This window comes from Pseudobdellovibrionaceae bacterium, assembly GCA_015163855.1.
Classification (GTDB): domain Bacteria; phylum Bdellovibrionota; class Bdellovibrionia; order Bdellovibrionales; family UBA1609; genus JAAOIH01.
The window spans coordinates 1-17,915 of the sequence record JAAOIK010000013.1 but is presented as its reverse complement, the minus strand read 5'-3'; the positions used below and the strand labels follow the sequence as shown (position 1 = coordinate 17,915).

Below are 17,915 nucleotides of genomic sequence, written 5' to 3'. Positions count from 1 at the left end.
TTAACTAAGCAATTTTTAACTAAGCCAATTGTAATTTTCCATTTTTTGCTAAGCAATTTTTAACTAAGCATTTTTAACTAAGCATTTTTTGCTAATAATTTTTTCCAATTACAAAAAAGAGAATCTAAAAATATTTGCCATTTTTCCATAGGCAAAGAAGTTTCTTTAAACAAGCAAGTACTAGTGGTTGCTAAATTTTCTGGCGAGCTATAAATATTAAATCCCAAGCCTATTAACAAGCGGTTTTGCTTACCTTGATTTAAAATATCAATTAATAAACCGGCAATTTTTTTATCATTTATATAAATATCATTAGGCAACTGCAGCTTCCAAGGTAAGTTGGGCCAAGTTTTTTTAGCAGAAATAATAACTTGTTGTGCAATTTGTTCGGATAATGAGGGCAAAATATTAGTGGGTAAAAATTTATAAGACCATGTACTTAAAAAATTATCTTCCGCTTTTGATATCCAAGTTCTTTTATCTATCCGTCCTCGGCCTTGCTCTTGGTATTCGGTAATATATAGTTTTAAATTGGTATTTAGTTTAAAGGCTTCTGCTTTGGCTAAATCTTGAGTGCTTTTGGTAAATTTACTATAATCATAAGTTAAATTATTTTGTTTTGCCCACCGAAGGCTAAATTCGCCCACTGTATTAACTGGTTTTATCATAGTGGCAATAGTATTTATAATAAACCTTTTTTAGAAGGCAAGTCTTCTTGATTAAGCATTTTTTGAATTTCTTTTTCAATAAGATTTTTTGCTAAAAGTTTTACTTGTTCTTGCACATAGTCTTGCACAATGGGAGTAGCTACTTCTTTTAAAATGTTTTTAGACTGGTCTTTAAAAAAAAAATGCAATTGCTCTAGTATTATTTCTTCTATGGACTGATTAGTTTCGTCTAATCTTTTTATTTTTTTTGCTATTTTTTTCTTTGTGTTATTTTTTATGTTATTATTTATTTTTTGCGAATCCGCATTTTTTTTTGCACTGTCTTCTTCGTCTTGGGTGTAGGTTAAAGCTACTGCGGGGTCTTCGTCTTGGGTGTTCTCCCATTTTACAATAGGGTCTAATGTAACGGGGGTATCTAAGTCTTCTTCTAAAGATTCTTCAAAACTTTCTTGATAAATACACTTATGTATAATTTCTCGTAAAAATTGCCTTTTAAAAGGTTTTTCTAAAACACTATGAATAACTTTTTTTTGAAGAAGTTTTTGCATCGCCTCTGTATTTTCTGAAAAATTATTTTTTAATAAAATAATAGGAGATTTTATAAAGGTGTGACATTTTTGAATAAACTCTGCCGTTTGTGTATTTTGAATTAAAGAATCTACAAAAATAAGATGAGGTTGAAAACTATTAATAAGTTCTAGGGCAAGTTGGGGTTTATCAGTAGCTTTTAGGCTATAATCGTACCCCTTTAAAGCAACAGTAAAAGCTTGTTTTATAGCGGGGCTTTTATCAACAAGTAATATTTTTGGCGACATACTACTATGTTAAGAAATTTTTTATTCAGTAGTCAAGAGCTTCGTTTTAGAGTTTAATAAGGTTTATGATTAATCTTCTAGAGCGTTATTTATTAGTAAATTTTTTTAAAAATTGGCTCACTGTTTTGATAGTTTTAATGGGTGTTTATTATGCGGTAAGCATTTTAGAGCTAGCCTTAAGAATAGAGGTCTCATTATTTGTAATAATAAAATATTTTTTATATTTATCTACCGAGATATTTATGCAAATATCTGGTATTATTAGTGTATTAGCAATTAGCCTGACTATGGGCCAGTTACAAAGCAAAAAAGAACTTTTAGTGTGCCAAAGCTTAGGTAAGCCTTTATTTAGCATTTTAAAGCCCATATTTTTGCTATCTGCGGCTTTAAGCTTAACCTTTTTGGTAGTGCTAACTTATGTTAATCCCATATTATTAAAAAAAGCAAAGAGAGTCTACTACGAAGAAGTTTGGAAAGAAAAAACTCCTGTATTATCTTTAAATAGTAATAAAATCTGGTATGAATCCAATAATTTTATTTTTAATTTACAATCTGTAGAAAAATCAGAAAAAAGTGGAAAAGGATTGTCTTTGTATAAGTTTTCCTCTCAATGGCACTTAGATTATTTTATTCAAGCCAAGTTTGTAGATTTTTCTTCTAAGTCTTTGTGGAAGCTATATGATGGTAAAAGCTACATAGAGGATAAAAACCAGTTAGTTTTGGTTACGCCGTTTTTAGAAAAAACCATTAGTGAGCCTCCTAAAATTAAAACTTTTAATTTTAGCGTAGAGTTTTACAAATACATGAATAGCTTTCAGCTGTATAAGTTTGTAAAAAATAATCAAAACTTAGGTTTAGATACCGTTAAGTATGAAATCGAATATTATTCTCGGTTTTTATTATCTTTTTCTAGTTTATTGTTATTATTAGCATTTGTTCCTCTTAGTGTGGGGCCCTTGGTAAATCGTTTTCAAACTTACAAAAAAAGCACTTTAGGAATAGTTTTTGCTGCTCTTTATTGGTTTATTTATACCAGTAGCGTTAAAATGGCGCTAACGCTTGGCAATACATTTATTATTTTTATACCAGCTTTATTGCTTTTACTTGCCAGTATTCTTTTGTGGAAGAGAGCTAAACATTAATACTATACTTGGTATTGAATTTTCATTTTTTGAAATTGTATTTTTATAGGAATCCAAGCGCCAATATAGGCAAAAAATAATATAGAAAGTAAGCTTAATCCTAAAATAGAAAAATCTACTTTAGCCGACAAAGAATTATTGTAAAAAATATCGGGTAGTATTTGTAAGGGGTTATGCTGTAAATAAAAGCTAATGCCCAAACCTATTACTAAGCCAGAAAGCATGCCGCAAAGAGACAATATAAAGCTAATTTTCATAAATAACTGTTTAATGTGATTTTGCGAAAAGCCTATTGCATAAAGCAGCCTAATATCTTTTCTTTTTTGTGTAATTAATAAAAAAATTAAAGTCATAATAGATAAAGAATTGATAACTAAGCTAATTATAAAAAATAAACCCATTATTGATTTTTCCATATTTAAAGAAAAAAATAAAATATGGTTATCTTGCTTCCAGTTAGTTATTAAAAGGGGCAGGTTAATTGATTTAGCAAATACTTTTATATCTTTAAAAGTTTTTTCGTACTGATAGGGTTCATACAGTTGTACTTCTATAGGTACTATTTTTTTAGATAGGTTTTTGTCTAAGTTTTTAAAATAAATAAATTGTTCAGAGCTGGTTTTTGCCTCCGAGGGAAGCAAGCCTTTTACTTGTAATTGTGTATAAGGCTGCACATTTTCTATGCTAGTTAATAAAGACTGTGGTTGAAACAATAATATACTGTCACCTTCTTGAATTTGTAAATACTGCGCTAAACTTTCTTCGATATAAACAGGGTTAAGATGACTTTCTTGATACTGAAAGCTATCTAAAGGTTTTAGGTAAGGGTATTGCGCATAAGTATTTTTTAAAAACACAGAAAAATCTTTATCATTAAATTCTTTAGCAATAACACTTTGCAAGCCCGAAGTATTTGTTTTAATAATTAACTCTTGTTTTTTAACCGAGCGTATATGTTCAATATTTTTTTGTTTTTTTAAAAAGGCATTTAATTTTATCCACTGGCTTTTATAATTGTGTGCAGGTAATTTTTTGGCATTAATATTAATACTAATATGTGGCTTTGAGCCCAATAACCTTTTTTGAATTTTAGAAGACATGTCGTTCATTATATTAAGCACTATAATAAGGCCCGCTACAGAAAGGGCAGAGCTAATTAAGCAAATATAAGAAATTATTTTAATAACCGAGTTGTTAGCAGAATTAAAAAGATAATTTTTTAAAAATAATTTTATCACAGGTAGTTATAAAAAGCCCATAAATAGCATTTATGCTTTATAGGCAATAACCTCTATTTCGACCAATACATCTTTGGGTAATCGAGAGACTTCTACACAAGACCTTGCAGGAAAGTTTTTTTTAAAATATTGCGAGTAAATACTATTTACTTTAGAAAAATCATTCATATTTTTTAAAAAAATAAGGCTTTTAAATACTTGCGTTAAATTGCAGTGGTTGGCTTTTAATATATTTTCTATATTTTTAAAAACTTGATGGGTTTGCTCTTCAATGTTGTTTGAAACCAAATTGCCCTTTTCGTCTAAGGGGATTTGTCCAGACAGATACATAAAATTATTTACTTCCACAGCCTGTGAGTAAGGGCCAATGGGCTGGGCCGCTTTAGGGCTGTTTATGATTTGATACATGGAGGCTCCTTTTTTAGCTTTTAAAAGTAAAAATAAACGCCAGCTTTAAAAGGAATGTGAGCTAAGGTGTTTACTTGAATATTACCAGACTTGCTTTGTAAGCTTAGCCCTGTTTCTAATAAAAAACCAAGGCTGGGTAAGTTTACTAAAAAGAATTCGACACCCATGGTTCCCTCTATTTTAAAACCATTATTTTTAACATTGGGGATAGATAAATTGTTTCCTTTAATGTTTTCATTAATTAAACCTAAGCCTGCTCCAATAAAAAAGTGTAAATACTTTTCCATAAATAAAACTTTTTGTATTTTTCCTTCTAAAAGAAATTGAGTATGGTCTTGTTGAGTGGTAAAGCCCGAGCTAATAGTTACCGATAGCGTGGGTTGAAAGTAATAGCGAGTGGATAAGGCGGGTAGTTTAGTATTTTGATAACCCACACCAATTTTATGCAACAAATCGGTAGCTTGGCTATTTAGGCTAAAAAATACAATGATAAAAAGGCTAATAATGGGTTTTTTTAATATAGACATAGCTTTATACTAAAAAGCTTATGCCAATTTGTCTAGGTTTTTTCTAATGAAGATACTGTAGAAATGGTGCCCCGGGCCAGACTTGAACTGGCACGGCCAAAAAGGCCGCAGGATTTTAAGTCCTGTGCGTCTACCAATTCCGCCACCGGGGCAAGTAGACATTCCTCGTAATATTGTAGCAAAGGTGCCTTTATGTCAATTCTCTTATAATTGTAAAGGCATTTTTTCATTACCAAAGCTTTTGCTCAAGCCGACTTTATGTACCAGAAAAGCCTATTTTTTTAACGAAAGAACATATAATAGAAAAAACATACTTTTTGACATAGTCAGGGTGGCTTATTAAGGTGAAAAGCATGTTTAAGGTTTTTGCTGTTTTTGCAATATTTTTGCTTTCTTCAAAAGTTTGGTGTAAGCAAAACCTTTCTGCTTTAAAACTTCCTCAAAATATGGAGTTAGAAGCACAAAGTGTTATTGACGCTCAAAAAGAAAAGCAAAAGCAATTTTTAAATTTTGTTAAAAACAAGGCCTTGCAGGGAAGCTCTAGCTTTGTTCTAGAGTTTCCGTTTTACCATGTTAATGTTAAAAAAAATAATTCTCGATGGGCTAGCTTGTCTAAAAACCAAGTTTATTTTTTAGCTTTAAAGCAGGCTAGGTATAAAGTTTCTCAAGTTTTGTTTAATTTAATTTTAGAGAAAAAAAAATCGTCTTTGTTAAAAAAACGCTTACAATCCATAATAGAAGAAAAGGCTAAGTATTATATTTTTTCCGAAAAAGTGTTTCAATTTCAAGTTCATTCACAATTTTCGTTTATATCTACGGCTAAAGTGCATTTAAAAATATCTTTTGTAAATTTAAAACAAATTTTAGATAAAGAAGGCTTGCTTCATGGCATTAAGTCTAAATTTAATGTGTTGCCCATGTTTAACTTATTAAATACAACAACGGGCTATGCAAAAAATTGGTGGCAAAGTAGTACAGAGCCCTTGTTTTCTTTGGCAGTTAGTGTGGAAAAGGCTAATGCAGCTAATAAAAACTCTACAGCAACAGCATTGACTATTAAAAACATAAGCCCATTAACTAAAGAAACTAGCTTAGATAAATTTTTGGTTAATGTTAAAAAACAATTTTTAAATCACTTTGCCGAACAAGCCCAACCCTTGTCGTTGTATCTATTTCGACCAAGCCGGTTTTATTTTAAAAATTTTCTTTCTAGTTCGTTATTAAAAAAATCGGCATTTTATCCTATTAAAATAGCTTCTTATTTAGAGCCAGATTTAATATTACAAGGCGATGTTACTTATTCTTTTAACGAACAAAAGCGAATATTAACTATATTGCTTTCGTTAAAAGTTTTTAAAACGGCTAGCAAAGAAGTTGTCGTGGTTTTTAAAAAAGAAAAAAAGTGGAGTTTAGAATCAAATACAGTAGATATAAGCCCCAGCAGAAAAATAAAAACACAAATTTTAAAATTTTTTAAAGAGGCGGGAGATACCATTTTAAAAGAGCTGGTGGGAGTAAAAAACAAAGCCTTATTACAAGCTTACCCAGTGGTTTTGGTAGTAAAAGGCTCTTTAGCTCCTGCAGATTTGTATCAATTTATATCTATCGTAAAATTTCATATACGAGAAGTTTTAAACATAAAGGTGCAAACATTAAGCCGTTCAGAATTTCATTTAAAAGTAGCATCTACCTTAAAGCCTAAAGACATTGCAAAAAAAATTAAGCACTTAAATTTACCCAATTACACAATTAAGGCAGTGTCTTTATTTTCTGACAAAAGTAAAATTGGATTTTTTTTAAAAAAGCACAAAAATAAGTAATTAAGCCTATGAACATTTATAGTCAGTGGGCCGAACTTTCTCCTTATTTAAAGGCTTTGTCTTTTCAAGAAAAATGCGTATCCAATATTTTAAGCAAAAATGCGAATAAAAAAGTAGTTTATGTACTAGCAGGTTCGCATCCTTCTGTGGTGACTTCGGGTTTGCGCTCACAAGGGGATCAAGATTTTTCTTATAAAGAAAAATTACTACAAAAGCACTTTTTTTTTACTAAGGTAAATCGAGGGGGAGCAGTAACGCTACATATGCCTGGGCAGCTAGTGGTGTATCCTATTTTGGCTTTAGATGTGTTTGATTTGGGTATAAAAGACTGGGTGGATTTTTTAAAAACCAGTTTTGCTAAGGTTATTAGCAAAAAGTACGGTTTAAAGTTAAACGCTAAACAGGATGGCTTATATTTTAAGGGTAAAAAAATGTTATTTATAGGCTTAAGGGTAAAAAAGCGTGTTAGTTATCATGGCATTTCATTAAATGTAAATAATAATTTAGAATCTTTTTCGTGGATTAAGCCTTGTGGGCAAGACAACTTACCGGTTACTAGCTTGTGTGAAGAGTTGGGGTTTGAAGCCAATTTAAAAGAAATTTATCAAAATTGGCTAGAACATTTAAAAATCTTTTTAATAGCTAAAACAGGCTTGAGCTATGAGCAAATAAAGCATATAAATAAACACGAAAATGGGATATAGCTCAGTTGGTTAGAGTGCCACCTTGACATGGTGGAGGTCAGCAGTTCGAGTCTGCTTATCCCAACCAGAAACCGAATCGTTTAAAGAAGGAGTATTTATGTCTGTAAGTTTTGAAAAGTTAACAGCACCCACTCAAGGGAAAAAAATTACCTTTAGTAATGGAGTTTTAAATGTTCCAAAAAATCCTATTATTCCTTTTATAGAGGGGGATGGAATTGGTGTAGACATTTGGAAATCGGCTCAAAAAGTTTTAGATGCTGCTGTTAAAAAAGCTTATGGTGGAGATCGAAAAATTGAATGGTTCGAAATTTATGCCGGAGAAAAAGCTTTTAATAAATACAAGTCTTGGTTACCAGAAGACACACTAAAAGCCTTTAAAGAATATTTAGTATCTATAAAAGGACCTTTAACTACTCCCATTGGCGAGGGAATGCGCTCTTTAAATGTAAGTATCCGTCAAACTTTAGACTTATTTGTTTGTTTGCGCCCTGTAAAGTACTTTACGGGAGTTCCTTCTCCTGTAAAAAATCCCGAAGCGGTGGATATGGCTATTTTTAGAGAAAATACCGAAGATATTTATGCAGGTATAGAGTTTCAGGCCGACACTCCTGGGGCAGAAAAAATAATTTGCTGGTTAAAAGACAATGATCCTCAATCTTATGCCAAATTACGATTTACCAAGTCTTGTGGCATTGGAATTAAACCCGTTTCTAAAGAAGGTACGCAGCGCTTGGTAAGGGCTGCTATTCAGTACGCCATCGACAACAAAAAAGCTTCGGTAACTATTGTTCATAAGGGCAATATTATGAAATTTACAGAAGGGGCATTTAGAAATTGGGCTTACGAATTGGCCGAAACAGAGTTTGCTAACCACACTTACTCGTGGGGACAGTATGATAAAACCAAAGCCGAAAAAGGGGTGGATGCAGCTAACGCAGAACAAGAAAAAGCTTTAGCCTCTGGTAAAATTTTAGTAAAAGATGCGATTGCAGACATTGCCTTGCAACAGGTTTTAACTCGTCCCAAAGATTTTGATGTTATAGCCACTTTAAATTTAAATGGTGATTATTTATCCGATGCCTTGGCTGCTCAAGTGGGAGGGATTGGTATTGCCCCTGGAGGAAATATTAATTATACCACAGGGCTTGCGGTTTTCGAGGCCACTCATGGTACAGCTCCTAAATATGCAGGCTTAGATAAGGTTAACCCAGGTTCTATTATTTTGTCTGGCGAAATGATGTTAAGACATTTGGGTTGGGACAAGGCCGCCGACTTAATTTTAAGTTCTTTAGCAGAGGTAATTACTAATAAAACCGTAACTTACGATTTTGCGCGTTTAATGAAAAGCGATGGAGTTAGCGGTGTGCAAGAGGTAAAATGTTCTGTATTTGCAGACAATATGGTAACTTTAATGTAACAGGCAATAGGCATGCGTAAAAGAGTTAGCTGTTTTTTAGGGTTTTTAGTTTTTTTCGGGTCTGTTAGTTTATTTGCAAATCCTAAATTGTCTAAAAAACTCACTTTTTCTGCTAGTAAAAGAAATTTTCAGTCTATAAGTTTTAAAAATAAAATTTTTAATAAAAATATATTTTTTAAGCAAAAATGGAAAAAATCTTGGTCATGGAAGAGGGTTAAAAAATCTAGCATTGCTCCCTATATTTACACTCCTGATAAATGGAAATGGCAGGCCTTAACTTTGGTTTCTCTTTTTGCAGGAAGGTCTTTAATAAGTCCAAAAATTCAAAAACATTTTCAAGAACACCAAGTTATCAGTAAAAATGTGGAAAATTACGGAAATCAGTTTGGTGAAAACACAGCGGCTTTGCTTTATGTTGCAGCTTATTATGCGCATTCTTACTGGTTTCAATCTAATTCCTCTTTTAATAAAGCGCAGTTTTATTTAGAAAACATTTTAGCCGCTGGTGTGTTTACTCAAGTGGCAAAGACCATTTCGCATCAGCAAAGACCAGATGGTGCAGATTACCGATCTTTTCCCTCGGGTCATGCAGGAAGGGCCTTTACTTTGGCAGCGGCGATTAGCTTTACCCACCCCTGGTATGTGGGAGTACTGGCCAATATCGCAGCCACAGGAACAGCACTTGCTCGCATTCAGGGCAATCGGCATTACTTGCACGATGTCACCGCAGCAGCCTTGGTTAGTTATTCTTATGCCTATGCTTTATATAAAAGAAATACAGCAAAATATACAAAACATAAGCGCACTGGGTTAAAACCAGATTCTATTTTTATAGGTTTTAATCAGTTAAATTTTATTTGGACTTTTTAATACATTATTCCTATTTACATTTATTAAATTCCAAGTTAGTTATTAATCGCTGATTATTAAAAAATAAGTATAGACATAGTATAAAAGGGGTAGGTTATGCAAAAATATGAAGGTGCAATGGACAGAGGTTTAGAAGGGGTAGTGGCTTGTAGTACTGCAGTATCTTCTATTATAGATGCAACTTTATTTTATCGTGGTTTTACGATTGAAGATTTAGCAGCTCATTCTTCTTTCGAAGAGGTTATCTTTTTATTGTGGAATAACCGGTTGCCTGATAAGGAAGAGCTGCAAGTTTTACAACAAAACTTATTATCTAATATGAGCTTTTCTGATGCAGAAATACTTCAGCTAAAGGCTTTGCCAGTAAAGGAAGTTCACCCTATGGCGTGGTTAAGAACAGCAATTTCTGTTTTGGCTTTACTAGACCCAAAATCACAATCTACACAAAAGGAAGATCAATTATTTATCCGAAACGCATTAACTGGAAAAATGTTGTCTTTGGTGGCTTTGTTTAATTGTTTAAGGCAAGGTCGTGATTTACTACCTATTCAAAAAGAATATTCTATGGCTTGGAATTTTTTAAATTGCCTTCAAGGGGAGGAGCCTACCGAAGAGCAAACAAAGGTATTTGATACTTGTTTAATTTTACACGCCGACCATAGTTTAAATTGCTCTACTTTTACAGCAAGAGTTACCGCTTCTTCTTTAAGCGATATGTACTCTAGTATTGTAAGTGCTATTGGTGCTTTAAAAGGGCCTTTGCATGGTGGAGCTAATGAGGAAGTTTTAAAAACTTTAAAAGACATTGGATCGGTAGACAATGTAGAGGCTTGGTTAAAAAATGCATTAGCAAATAAATATAAAATTATGGGTTTTGGTCATCGCGTGTATAAAAATGGAGACCCTCGGGCAAAAGTACTAAAATCTATGAGCCAGTCATTGTGTGAAAAATCTGGTAATGCACATTTATTTGAAATGTCTAATTTATTAGAAAGCTTAATGAAAAAAGAAAAAAATATTTTACCCAATGTCGATTTTTATTCAGCAACGGTTTATTATAGTTTAGGTATTACCAGCGATTTATTTACACCTATTTTTGCAGCGTCTAGAATTTCTGGTTGGCTAGCTCATATTTTAGAGCAATGGGAGGACAATCGCATTTACCGCCCAAAAGGTCAGTGGAGAGGAAAGGCGGGTCAGCTATGGAAGCCTTTTGACCAACGCTAAATTATTAAAAGTAAGTATTTTTTTTTATGAAAAATCTTCCTTTAGATTATAACAAAGCTTTTCGTGCTTTAAAAAAAAATTATCCAGATGCACAGTGCGCCCTTATTCACAAAGGGGCTTTTCAGTTATTAATCGCTACTATTTTAAGTGCGCAGTGTACAGATAAAAGAGTTAATCAAGTTACACCGTTGTTATTTAAAAAATACCCCACTGCCGAGTTAATGGCTAAGGCTAGGTTAGCATCGGTAGAAAAGTTAATACACAGCACTGGTTTTTATCATAATAAAGCAAAAAATATTATTAGTTGTAGCCAAAGTCTTGTAAAACATTTTAACAAACAAGTTCCCGATAATTTAAAAGATTTAATTCAATTAGCAGGGGTGGGTCGCAAAACGGCCAATGTTGTTTTAGGAGTTATTTTTAACAAGCCAGAAGGTATAGTGGTAGATACTCATGTAAAAAGGCTAGCATTTCGTTTTGGTTGGACTAAGTCTAACAACCCCGTAATTATCGAAAAGCAGTTGCAAAAAGTTATTTCTGTAAAATATTGGATTATTTTATCACATTGGCTAATTCTTCATGGTAGAGCTTTGTGTAAGGCGCGCTCTCCCCAGTGCAAACTTTGTTTTTTTAAAAAAGAGTGTCCTTACTACAGTGAGTTAAGGCAAAGCTAGACAGAAAGCCCAACCGTCTTGACAGTTTTTTATAATTATTACTATTATATTTTATGTTTTATTCTTTTTTAGAAAGTATTAAATTTACAGCACATATTTTTCCTTTAGCTATTTTTAGAATTGGCATTGGGTTTTATTTTTTAAACCAAAGCATGGACAAATTAAATACTAATTATTTAGTAACACCTCGGTTAGCTAGAGATTTAAGCGAATTATTAAGTAGCTCGCAAGCTTCGGTTAATTTTAAATATTTTATTAGCGAAGCGGTCATTCCTTCTTGGCAATTTTTTGCTTATCTTTTATTTTTTTTACAGTTATTTATTGGCTTTAGTTTTATTAGTGGGTTTTTAGTTCGAATAAGCTCTATTTTAGGTGTGGTTTTATGCACTTTTTATTTATTAATAGAGGTGTCTTCTATTACTCCTTTTTTTCAAATTTTACTTTTAAGTTTTATTTCCATGGGGTTTATTGGGGCAGGCCGTTGTTTAGGAATGGATTACTTTTTTTACAAAAGGTATAATGGTTGGCTGTGGTAAATAAGCGGTTTGTAGTTGGCGCTTTTGCTTTTGCTTTCGTGTTAATCGCTTTTTTTTTCTTTAATTCGCCTTTTCTTTTATATAGTAAACTTCAAAAAAACAAACCATTAAAGCCTGCGGTGTATGTTTATACCTACTCTAGTTTTATTAGCCAGTGGGGAGTGGGTAAGTATATTAAAACCGAATTTGAAAAAACTTGCAATTGCAGGCTGCATTGGGTTCGTGCAGGTGATGCTAGAATGATATTAAGAAGAATGCAGTTATTAGGTAACGACAGAGTCGATTTAGTTATTGGTTTAGATCAATTTTCTATGCTAGAGGCAGCCTCTTTATTTTCTTGGAAAAAAGTAAATCTTAAAGCTCGGTGGGTAAAAGCTATTAAAAATAGCAGTGTAAAAAATCCGTTAATTGGAACTTATTTTTTCCCCTATGATTGGTCGCCTATGGGGTTTATTTACAAAAAGGGTTTAAAAAATATTCCACAATCTTTTGGCGATTTATTAAACCCAAAATTAAAAAATAAAATTGCTTTGCAAAATCCACTAACCAGTTCTGCGGGTTTACAATTTTTAATTCATTTAAACTTAAGCGTAAAAAAACCACCGCCTTTTTTAAAGCAATTGCGCAAACAGGTTGGGCATATTTCTAATTCTTGGTCTAAATCTTATACTTTATTTAAGGCCAATTATCGCGACATTGTGTTTTCGTATTTAAGTTCTATAGCTTATCACATTATAGAAGAAAATAACCCTAACTATAAAATGGCTATTTTTAAAAGCCCTCACCCTTATCAAATCGAAATGATGGCTATTCCCAACAGATGTAAAAATTGTTTATTAGCTAAAAAATTACTGGCTTTTTTATTAACTAAAAAAGTGCAAAAACAAATTATGTTTAAAAATTTTATGTTTCCGGTTATTAAAGGAGTTAGCGACCATAGTGTTTTTGCTAAATTAACTAAACCGGCATTATTGGATTATTTTATAAACAAAAAATTGGTAAATACTTCTTTGCAGTTTTGGAAAAAATATTTTTTGCATACGCAATAATTAGTTTATGAAATTATACACCAATAGTTTATCTACTTTTCTTTATCTTTTGTTACTTAGCCCTTTTTTAATTTTAGGCACTTATTTATTGTATAATTTTTCGTCACACACGGGCTTTTATGCTATGTTTGATACTGCTTTTTGGCAAAGTTTTCTTTTTACTTTTAAACAATCTTTTTTAAGCACCTTTATTACCATCGTTTTGGGCTTTTTAGGGGCTTTGGGTTTGCTGGCTGTTAAAAACTCTAGGTTAAAGAAAAAGATTATATTTTTCTTTTTATTGCCTAATTTTATCCCTTCATTATTTGTAGTGCTATCTTTTTTTTCTATTAGCTCTTGGTTTTCTGTTATATTTTATGGCTTTCCAGCTATTGTTTTAGTGCATGTTTTTATTAATACGGGTTTGTGCACTATTTTGCTTTGCAGTTTATTTTCTAAAAAAATAGCAGGCATGGCCGATTTAGCTTGTGTGGAGGGAAGTGGGGGCTTTGCTTTTTGGTATGCAGTTATAAAATTTTTAAAATACGAATTATTTATTTCGGTTTTATTTTTTTTTGCATTGTATTTTACTAGTTTTTCTATTCCTTTATTATTAAGTTCTGGTATTGAGCGCACTTTAGAAGTTTTTATTTACGAAAAAATTGCATTATATGGTCAATGGAAACAAGCAGTGCTTTTATCTATAACACAAGCCTTGGTTTTTTTAGGTTTTGGTATAGCCGTTTATTTTTTTAAAAAAAAACATAGTGTTTTTTCCACTTCTAAAATGTCGGTAAATTCTGTTAAGGGGCTTTTTTATTTTTCTAACATTTGGTTATTAAGCATTCCTTTTTTAATATCTATTATAATTATATTAGGGTTTTTATCTATGGCTTTTAATATTAGCAGTAGTCATTTATATACTATGGATTGGTCTTTGTATTATTATTCTTTTTTACAAGGTTTTTTTGTGGGTTTAGGGGTGTTTATTTTATTATTATTAACCGCCAGTTTAGGCTTTAGCTCTTGTTTTCGTCGTTTTTTAACTTTTTATATTAGTCCCAGCTTAGTTTTAATAGGTTTTGCTTATTTGTTATTAGCACAAAATTATAATTTTGCATTTATTAAGTATGCTTTGTTATTTATAGCCTTAAGTGTTTTATTTTGGCCAATTTTTTATCGCTTAAAGTTAGAGACTTTGTTAGAGTCTTTAAAAGAGCAATTTTATTTAGCACAAAGCTTAGGGGCTTCGCATTTTTTTATTTTAAAAAAAATTATTTTTCCACAAACAATAAAATATATTAGTTTTTCTTCGGGAGTGGCGGCTTTATGGGGCTGTGGCGACTTTGCCTTAAGTGCCATTTTACTACCCAAAGATGTATCGCTATCTTTGGTTATACATTCTTTGTTGTCTTCTTATCGATGGGAGCAAGCAGGCGTTTATTCTTTGTTATTGCTGCTGCTGGGCCTTTTTTTATTTTACCTATTGCAAACAGGCCTGCCATACATGCTAGGCTACAATACGACTAACAAAAAAGCTTTAAAAGCTAAGTAGTTTAATAACTAAGCAATTTAATAACTAAGCAATTTAAAAACTAAGCAATTTAATAACTAAGCAATTTAAAAACTAAGTAATTTAAAAAATCACTTATTGTTTTATTTTATGCGAATGGCGTTTACATTTTTGTATTGGCTAGTAATGCTTAAAAAATGAATATATTCTTTACTAAAATGAGGAAAGCGAAACATGTTATAAAAAGCTTTGGTTATTTTTTTTGTTTCTGTTTCTGGTTGCTGTTTAATTAAGGCTTTTATATCTTTCCAAGAAATAAATAATTGTCGCATAGCTGCTTTTAGCCTTAGTTCTTTGCTGTAGGGTAGGCCTAGATATTCTAAAGATTTAGCAACAACTTTAAGCCCCCCCGAAAGAGCGCTAAAAAAGGCCCCATTTTTGCTATTATTAAGCGCGCGAACTACAAAGCGATATTGCTGTTTATAAGTTTCTTTTGGGCTGGATTGGTATTGCTGTATTTTTTCTTGTTTTTCTTTTTTTGATAACAAATAAGAGTTTTCTATATCAGATAAAATAGCACTATTAATATATTCTTTAAAAGCCTTTTGAATGGCACTAACAATAAATGTATTTTTGTAAGAATAAAAATGTTTAATACTTTTGGTATCATAAAAAATTTTTAGTTGAATTTTTATATTTTTTAAATGTTTGCTTATACATTGGCTTACTTTTTTATTATATTTTACCAGTTTGGGGCTGTTCCAATTGTACTTATTGTTAAAAAACTTCTTGTTTTGTATTTTATATTCGGGGCAAGGTAATTTTATCGATTGATTACTAATTAAATTAAAATACTCTATTTGTTTTTTAACATCATTATAGTGTGCAGAGTTATCGCTATTTTTTGCAACTTTAAATTTGTAGGCATAAATGGCAGTGATATAAATTTCTCTTTCTTTTTTAGGTTGGTCGAGATCTTTTAAAACTCCTCCAGAAATATAGTGCAGTTTTTTTTCTTCACGAATTTTTTTAAAATTTAAAAAACTTAAATCCGATTTTTCGTCGCAAGAAATATTTCCCTCTACATCTAAAAAGTGTTTGTTTTTCTTTTTAAAAGTAATAGTGGTGTGGTTAAGTTGTTTAGCACAATCTTGTTTCCACTGATAAGTAGAGCCCAATATATGAAATCGCGAGCTAGTGGAGTTACTTTCTCCCTTGCGCTGGCTATGTTGTTTAATTTTTACAGGAGCTTTTTCCCCTAGATATTTTAAACTTTTTATAATCTCTTCGGTTTTGTGAGTCATTCCTAAAGCCGCATAGTTATAAGCCTTTACCGCCTTGGGGTGGCTTAAATCAAAAACATAAGTTTGCGTTCTTTCGTCAATGGACAATTTGGTTTGGTTTTTAGAAAAATACACTAAAGGAGTAATGTGGTAAGTAAGTGCTTTTTTTAAAAAATTTCCGCCATTTAAGTTTAAGGTGTTTTTTACGCTATTAACCAAGTAAGAGGTATTGCTTAGGCTGATGCCAGACCCAACACCTTTGCTAATTAAATGCGAAAACTTTAATAAAACCTTATTAACATCATTAGGGTCGGTTCTTAGTACTTGTACTTTAAATTGCCCGTTGCGGATTATATAAAAGGGGTTAGCAGTAATGTTGAGATTTAAATTGCCTTTATAGTTAAAAGAAGGGCCTAAGGTATGCACGCCATAAACGGTGTAGTTAATGGTTTCTTGCATAGATAATTTTTTGGCTAAGCGTGCTCGCAAAGGAATTTTAAATATATGCAAAAAGCGGCTAAAAAAATGCTCGTATTGAATACTGTCAAAATTAAATTGTAGTGTGTATAAAAATTGGTCCCATTTTTGAGATAAGCTGTCTGAGGTTCTGTGTCGCCAGTCATCTCTTTTTATTCCATCTGAAGATATGGGAGCAATATCCACCTCTTCTAGTAAGCTTTTAGAAGAGACTGGCTTTGAGCTGCCTTGATTTAATTTTTTTTGTAAAATTAAAGGCGAAGATTCTATGGTTTGTAATAATTGTGTGTGGGTTTCTAGCACCCAATCTTTTTTTGCTTGTTTTTTAAAAACTTCTTTTTCGGGTATAACTAAAATTCTTTGGGCAATTAAACCAAAATTTAAGTTGTAGTTTAAATCCGCAGATAAGGCAGAAGGTAAGTTGTCGGGCAATAAGTTTTTAATATCTTTACTGGCCACATTCCATGCAAAAGGAAGGCTGGTGGTATCAATTATAACCCCTTTATTATCATAATAGTCGATTACTGTTCTTTGAAAATTTAAAGACGATCGCCATCGATTATTTTTAATTAAATCACCAAAGGAAATGTTTTCGAAAAAATCCCACAATTTAGAGTCTAATTCGTAGCGGTGGGTGCTTTTAATTTTTTCACTTAAGCTAGGCTCGCTGTCACTGGCGTTGGCCAAGCTTTTGGTATTGTTAAAAAAAACAAGAAATGCGCTTATTACTAATATATAATGTTTCATGCCTTGTGTATGCAGATAAGAAAGACTGTAGGCTAGGTTTATCTTTTTTATGCAAAAAGTACAAATCGCGTTTGTAAAAATTTTAGGGTGACCATTTTTGTTATACTATAGTGTTTAAAAGTGAATCACATTGGCCTATTTAGTAAAATTTTTAGCCCTTGATACCAAAAAATAAAAGGGCCTAATTACAAATTCTTTAGTATTTTTAGCACTTAAGTTCACTTTTCGTTTTTTGGTGTGTTTAATGCTTTTCTTTTAGGGTTAGCCGTGGATGAGCTAACACAAATAAAGATTCTAGCTAAAAAAAGCAGAATCAAAAAAAGGAGAGAAAGATGAAAAACGTAATAAAATATACAACAGCAATGTTGTTAGCTTCTGCTAGCTTAAGTGCTTATGCAGCCGCTAAGATTTCCACTTCTGGTAGAGTAAAAGTGGATGTAGAAACCCGTAAAGAGAACAAAAAAAAATGGAGCCGTCATAACATTATTGCTCAAAAAGCACAAATGTCTTTAAACATTGAAACAGAAAAGTTCAATGCTAAATTGACTTTAGATGTTGGTCAGTGGTACGGAAAAGTTTTCAGTGAAAATGGAGAACAACTAGATACGCATCCTGATGATTTAGCTCGTTTATTAGACGAAGCCTACATCACTTTTGAAGCAGCTGGTGGAAGCCTAACTTTAGGTAAGCAACACATTGTTTTAGTTCCTAAAATGGAATCTTCTTCTTTAGGAGAAGACCAAAAAGCGGAACAAGTGTTTGCTATTCATTTCAGTAAAGAAGCTAAAAATATGTTAAAAGACATTGGGATTGATGTTGCT

17 protein-coding genes and 2 tRNA genes are annotated in these 17,915 nt (G+C 31.9%); 12 read left to right on the top strand and 7 right to left on the bottom strand.

All coding sequences use genetic code 11. From position 1 onward, the window contains the following. Positions 1–77 precede the first annotated feature (77 nt). Together HAW63_02080 and HAW63_02075 are read right to left on the bottom strand one after the other, a co-directional pair. Positions 78–668: a hypothetical protein gene (locus tag HAW63_02080; GenBank protein MBE8162758.1), complete on the bottom strand. Its 591-nt coding sequence runs from the start codon at positions 666–668 to the stop codon at positions 78–80. A 14-nt stretch (positions 669–682) separates the two neighbouring features. Further along, the gene (locus HAW63_02075; protein MBE8162757.1) at positions 683–1,483 is read right to left on the bottom strand and encodes a response regulator; all 801 of its coding nucleotides are present in this window, start codon (positions 1,481–1,483) and stop codon (positions 683–685) included. Between the two features lie 65 nt (positions 1,484–1,548). Here HAW63_02075 and HAW63_02070 point away from each other — a divergent pair, with 65 nt between their 5' ends. Further along, positions 1,549–2,625 carry a YjgP/YjgQ family permease gene (locus HAW63_02070; protein ID MBE8162756.1) on the top strand — a complete coding sequence of 359 codons (1,077 nt, stop codon included), beginning with the start codon at positions 1,549–1,551 and terminating at the stop codon, positions 2,623–2,625. A 2-nt stretch (positions 2,626–2,627) separates the two neighbouring features. Here HAW63_02070 and HAW63_02065 read toward each other — a convergent pair whose 3' ends face one another. From HAW63_02065 to HAW63_02050, 4 genes are all read right to left on the bottom strand, one after another. After that, positions 2,628–3,863, bottom strand: a complete 1,236-nt coding sequence (locus HAW63_02065; GenBank protein MBE8162755.1) for an ABC transporter permease — start codon at positions 3,861–3,863, stop codon at positions 2,628–2,630. Positions 3,864–3,893: 30 nt separating this feature from the next. Next, entirely contained in the window at positions 3,894–4,271 is a 378-nt protein-coding gene (locus HAW63_02060; protein MBE8162754.1) for a RidA family protein, read from the bottom strand. A 20-nt stretch (positions 4,272–4,291) separates the two neighbouring features. Beyond that, on the bottom strand, positions 4,292–4,798 hold the full coding sequence (locus HAW63_02055) for a hypothetical protein (protein ID MBE8162753.1): 507 nt from the start codon (positions 4,796–4,798) through the stop codon (positions 4,292–4,294). A 64-nt stretch (positions 4,799–4,862) separates the two neighbouring features. Next, a tRNA-Leu gene (locus HAW63_02050) sits at positions 4,863–4,950 on the bottom strand. A 201-nt stretch (positions 4,951–5,151) separates the two neighbouring features. Between HAW63_02050 and HAW63_02045 the strand changes: the two genes are divergently transcribed. The 10 genes from HAW63_02045 to HAW63_02000 all read left to right on the top strand — a co-directional run bounded on the left by HAW63_02045 (position 5,152) and on the right by HAW63_02000 (position 14,629). After that, positions 5,152–6,618, top strand: a complete 1,467-nt coding sequence (locus tag HAW63_02045; GenBank protein MBE8162752.1) for a hypothetical protein — start codon at positions 5,152–5,154, stop codon at positions 6,616–6,618. 8 nt (positions 6,619–6,626) lie between these two features. Further along, entirely contained in the window at positions 6,627–7,322 is a 696-nt protein-coding gene (gene lipB, locus HAW63_02040; GenBank protein MBE8162751.1) for a lipoyl(octanoyl) transferase LipB, read from the top strand. Continuing rightward, positions 7,313–7,389, top strand: a tRNA-Val gene (locus tag HAW63_02035). Before lipB ends, HAW63_02035 begins: the two co-directional genes overlap by 10 nt. Before the next feature lie 30 nt (positions 7,390–7,419). Continuing rightward, positions 7,420–8,739: an NADP-dependent isocitrate dehydrogenase gene (icd, locus tag HAW63_02030; GenBank protein MBE8162750.1), complete on the top strand. Its 1,320-nt coding sequence runs from the start codon at positions 7,420–7,422 to the stop codon at positions 8,737–8,739. Between the two features lie 12 nt (positions 8,740–8,751). Continuing rightward, positions 8,752–9,609: a phosphatase PAP2 family protein gene (locus tag HAW63_02025; protein ID MBE8162749.1), complete on the top strand. Its 858-nt coding sequence runs from the start codon at positions 8,752–8,754 to the stop codon at positions 9,607–9,609. A gap of 96 nt (positions 9,610–9,705) precedes the next feature. Then, complete coding sequence (locus tag HAW63_02020) at positions 9,706–10,836, top strand: citrate synthase (GenBank protein ID MBE8162748.1); 1,131 nt, start codon at positions 9,706–9,708, stop codon at positions 10,834–10,836. A gap of 26 nt (positions 10,837–10,862) precedes the next feature. After that, positions 10,863–11,510: an endonuclease III gene (gene nth, locus HAW63_02015; GenBank protein ID MBE8162747.1), complete on the top strand. Its 648-nt coding sequence runs from the start codon at positions 10,863–10,865 to the stop codon at positions 11,508–11,510. 53 nt (positions 11,511–11,563) lie between these two features. Then, positions 11,564–12,046 (top strand): DoxX family membrane protein, encoded by a 483-nt coding sequence (locus HAW63_02010; protein ID MBE8162746.1) that lies wholly within the window; start codon positions 11,564–11,566, stop codon positions 12,044–12,046. After that, positions 12,040–13,095 carry a thiamine ABC transporter substrate-binding protein gene (locus HAW63_02005; GenBank protein ID MBE8162745.1) on the top strand — a complete coding sequence of 352 codons (1,056 nt, stop codon included), beginning with the start codon at positions 12,040–12,042 and terminating at the stop codon, positions 13,093–13,095. Before HAW63_02010 ends, HAW63_02005 begins: the two co-directional genes overlap by 7 nt. Before the next feature lie 7 nt (positions 13,096–13,102). Then, the gene (locus HAW63_02000) at positions 13,103–14,629 is read left to right on the top strand and encodes a hypothetical protein (GenBank protein MBE8162744.1); all 1,527 of its coding nucleotides are present in this window, start codon (positions 13,103–13,105) and stop codon (positions 14,627–14,629) included. 101 nt (positions 14,630–14,730) lie between these two features. Here HAW63_02000 and HAW63_01995 read toward each other — a convergent pair whose 3' ends face one another. Continuing rightward, positions 14,731–17,094 carry a hypothetical protein gene (locus HAW63_01995; protein ID MBE8162743.1) on the bottom strand — a complete coding sequence of 788 codons (2,364 nt, stop codon included), beginning with the start codon at positions 17,092–17,094 and terminating at the stop codon, positions 14,731–14,733. A 332-nt stretch (positions 17,095–17,426) separates the two neighbouring features. On the opposite strand from HAW63_01995, the gene HAW63_01990 reads away from it, so the two are divergent. Further along, on the top strand, positions 17,427–17,915 hold a 489-nt coding region (locus tag HAW63_01990), incomplete at its 3' end, for a hypothetical protein (GenBank protein ID MBE8162742.1).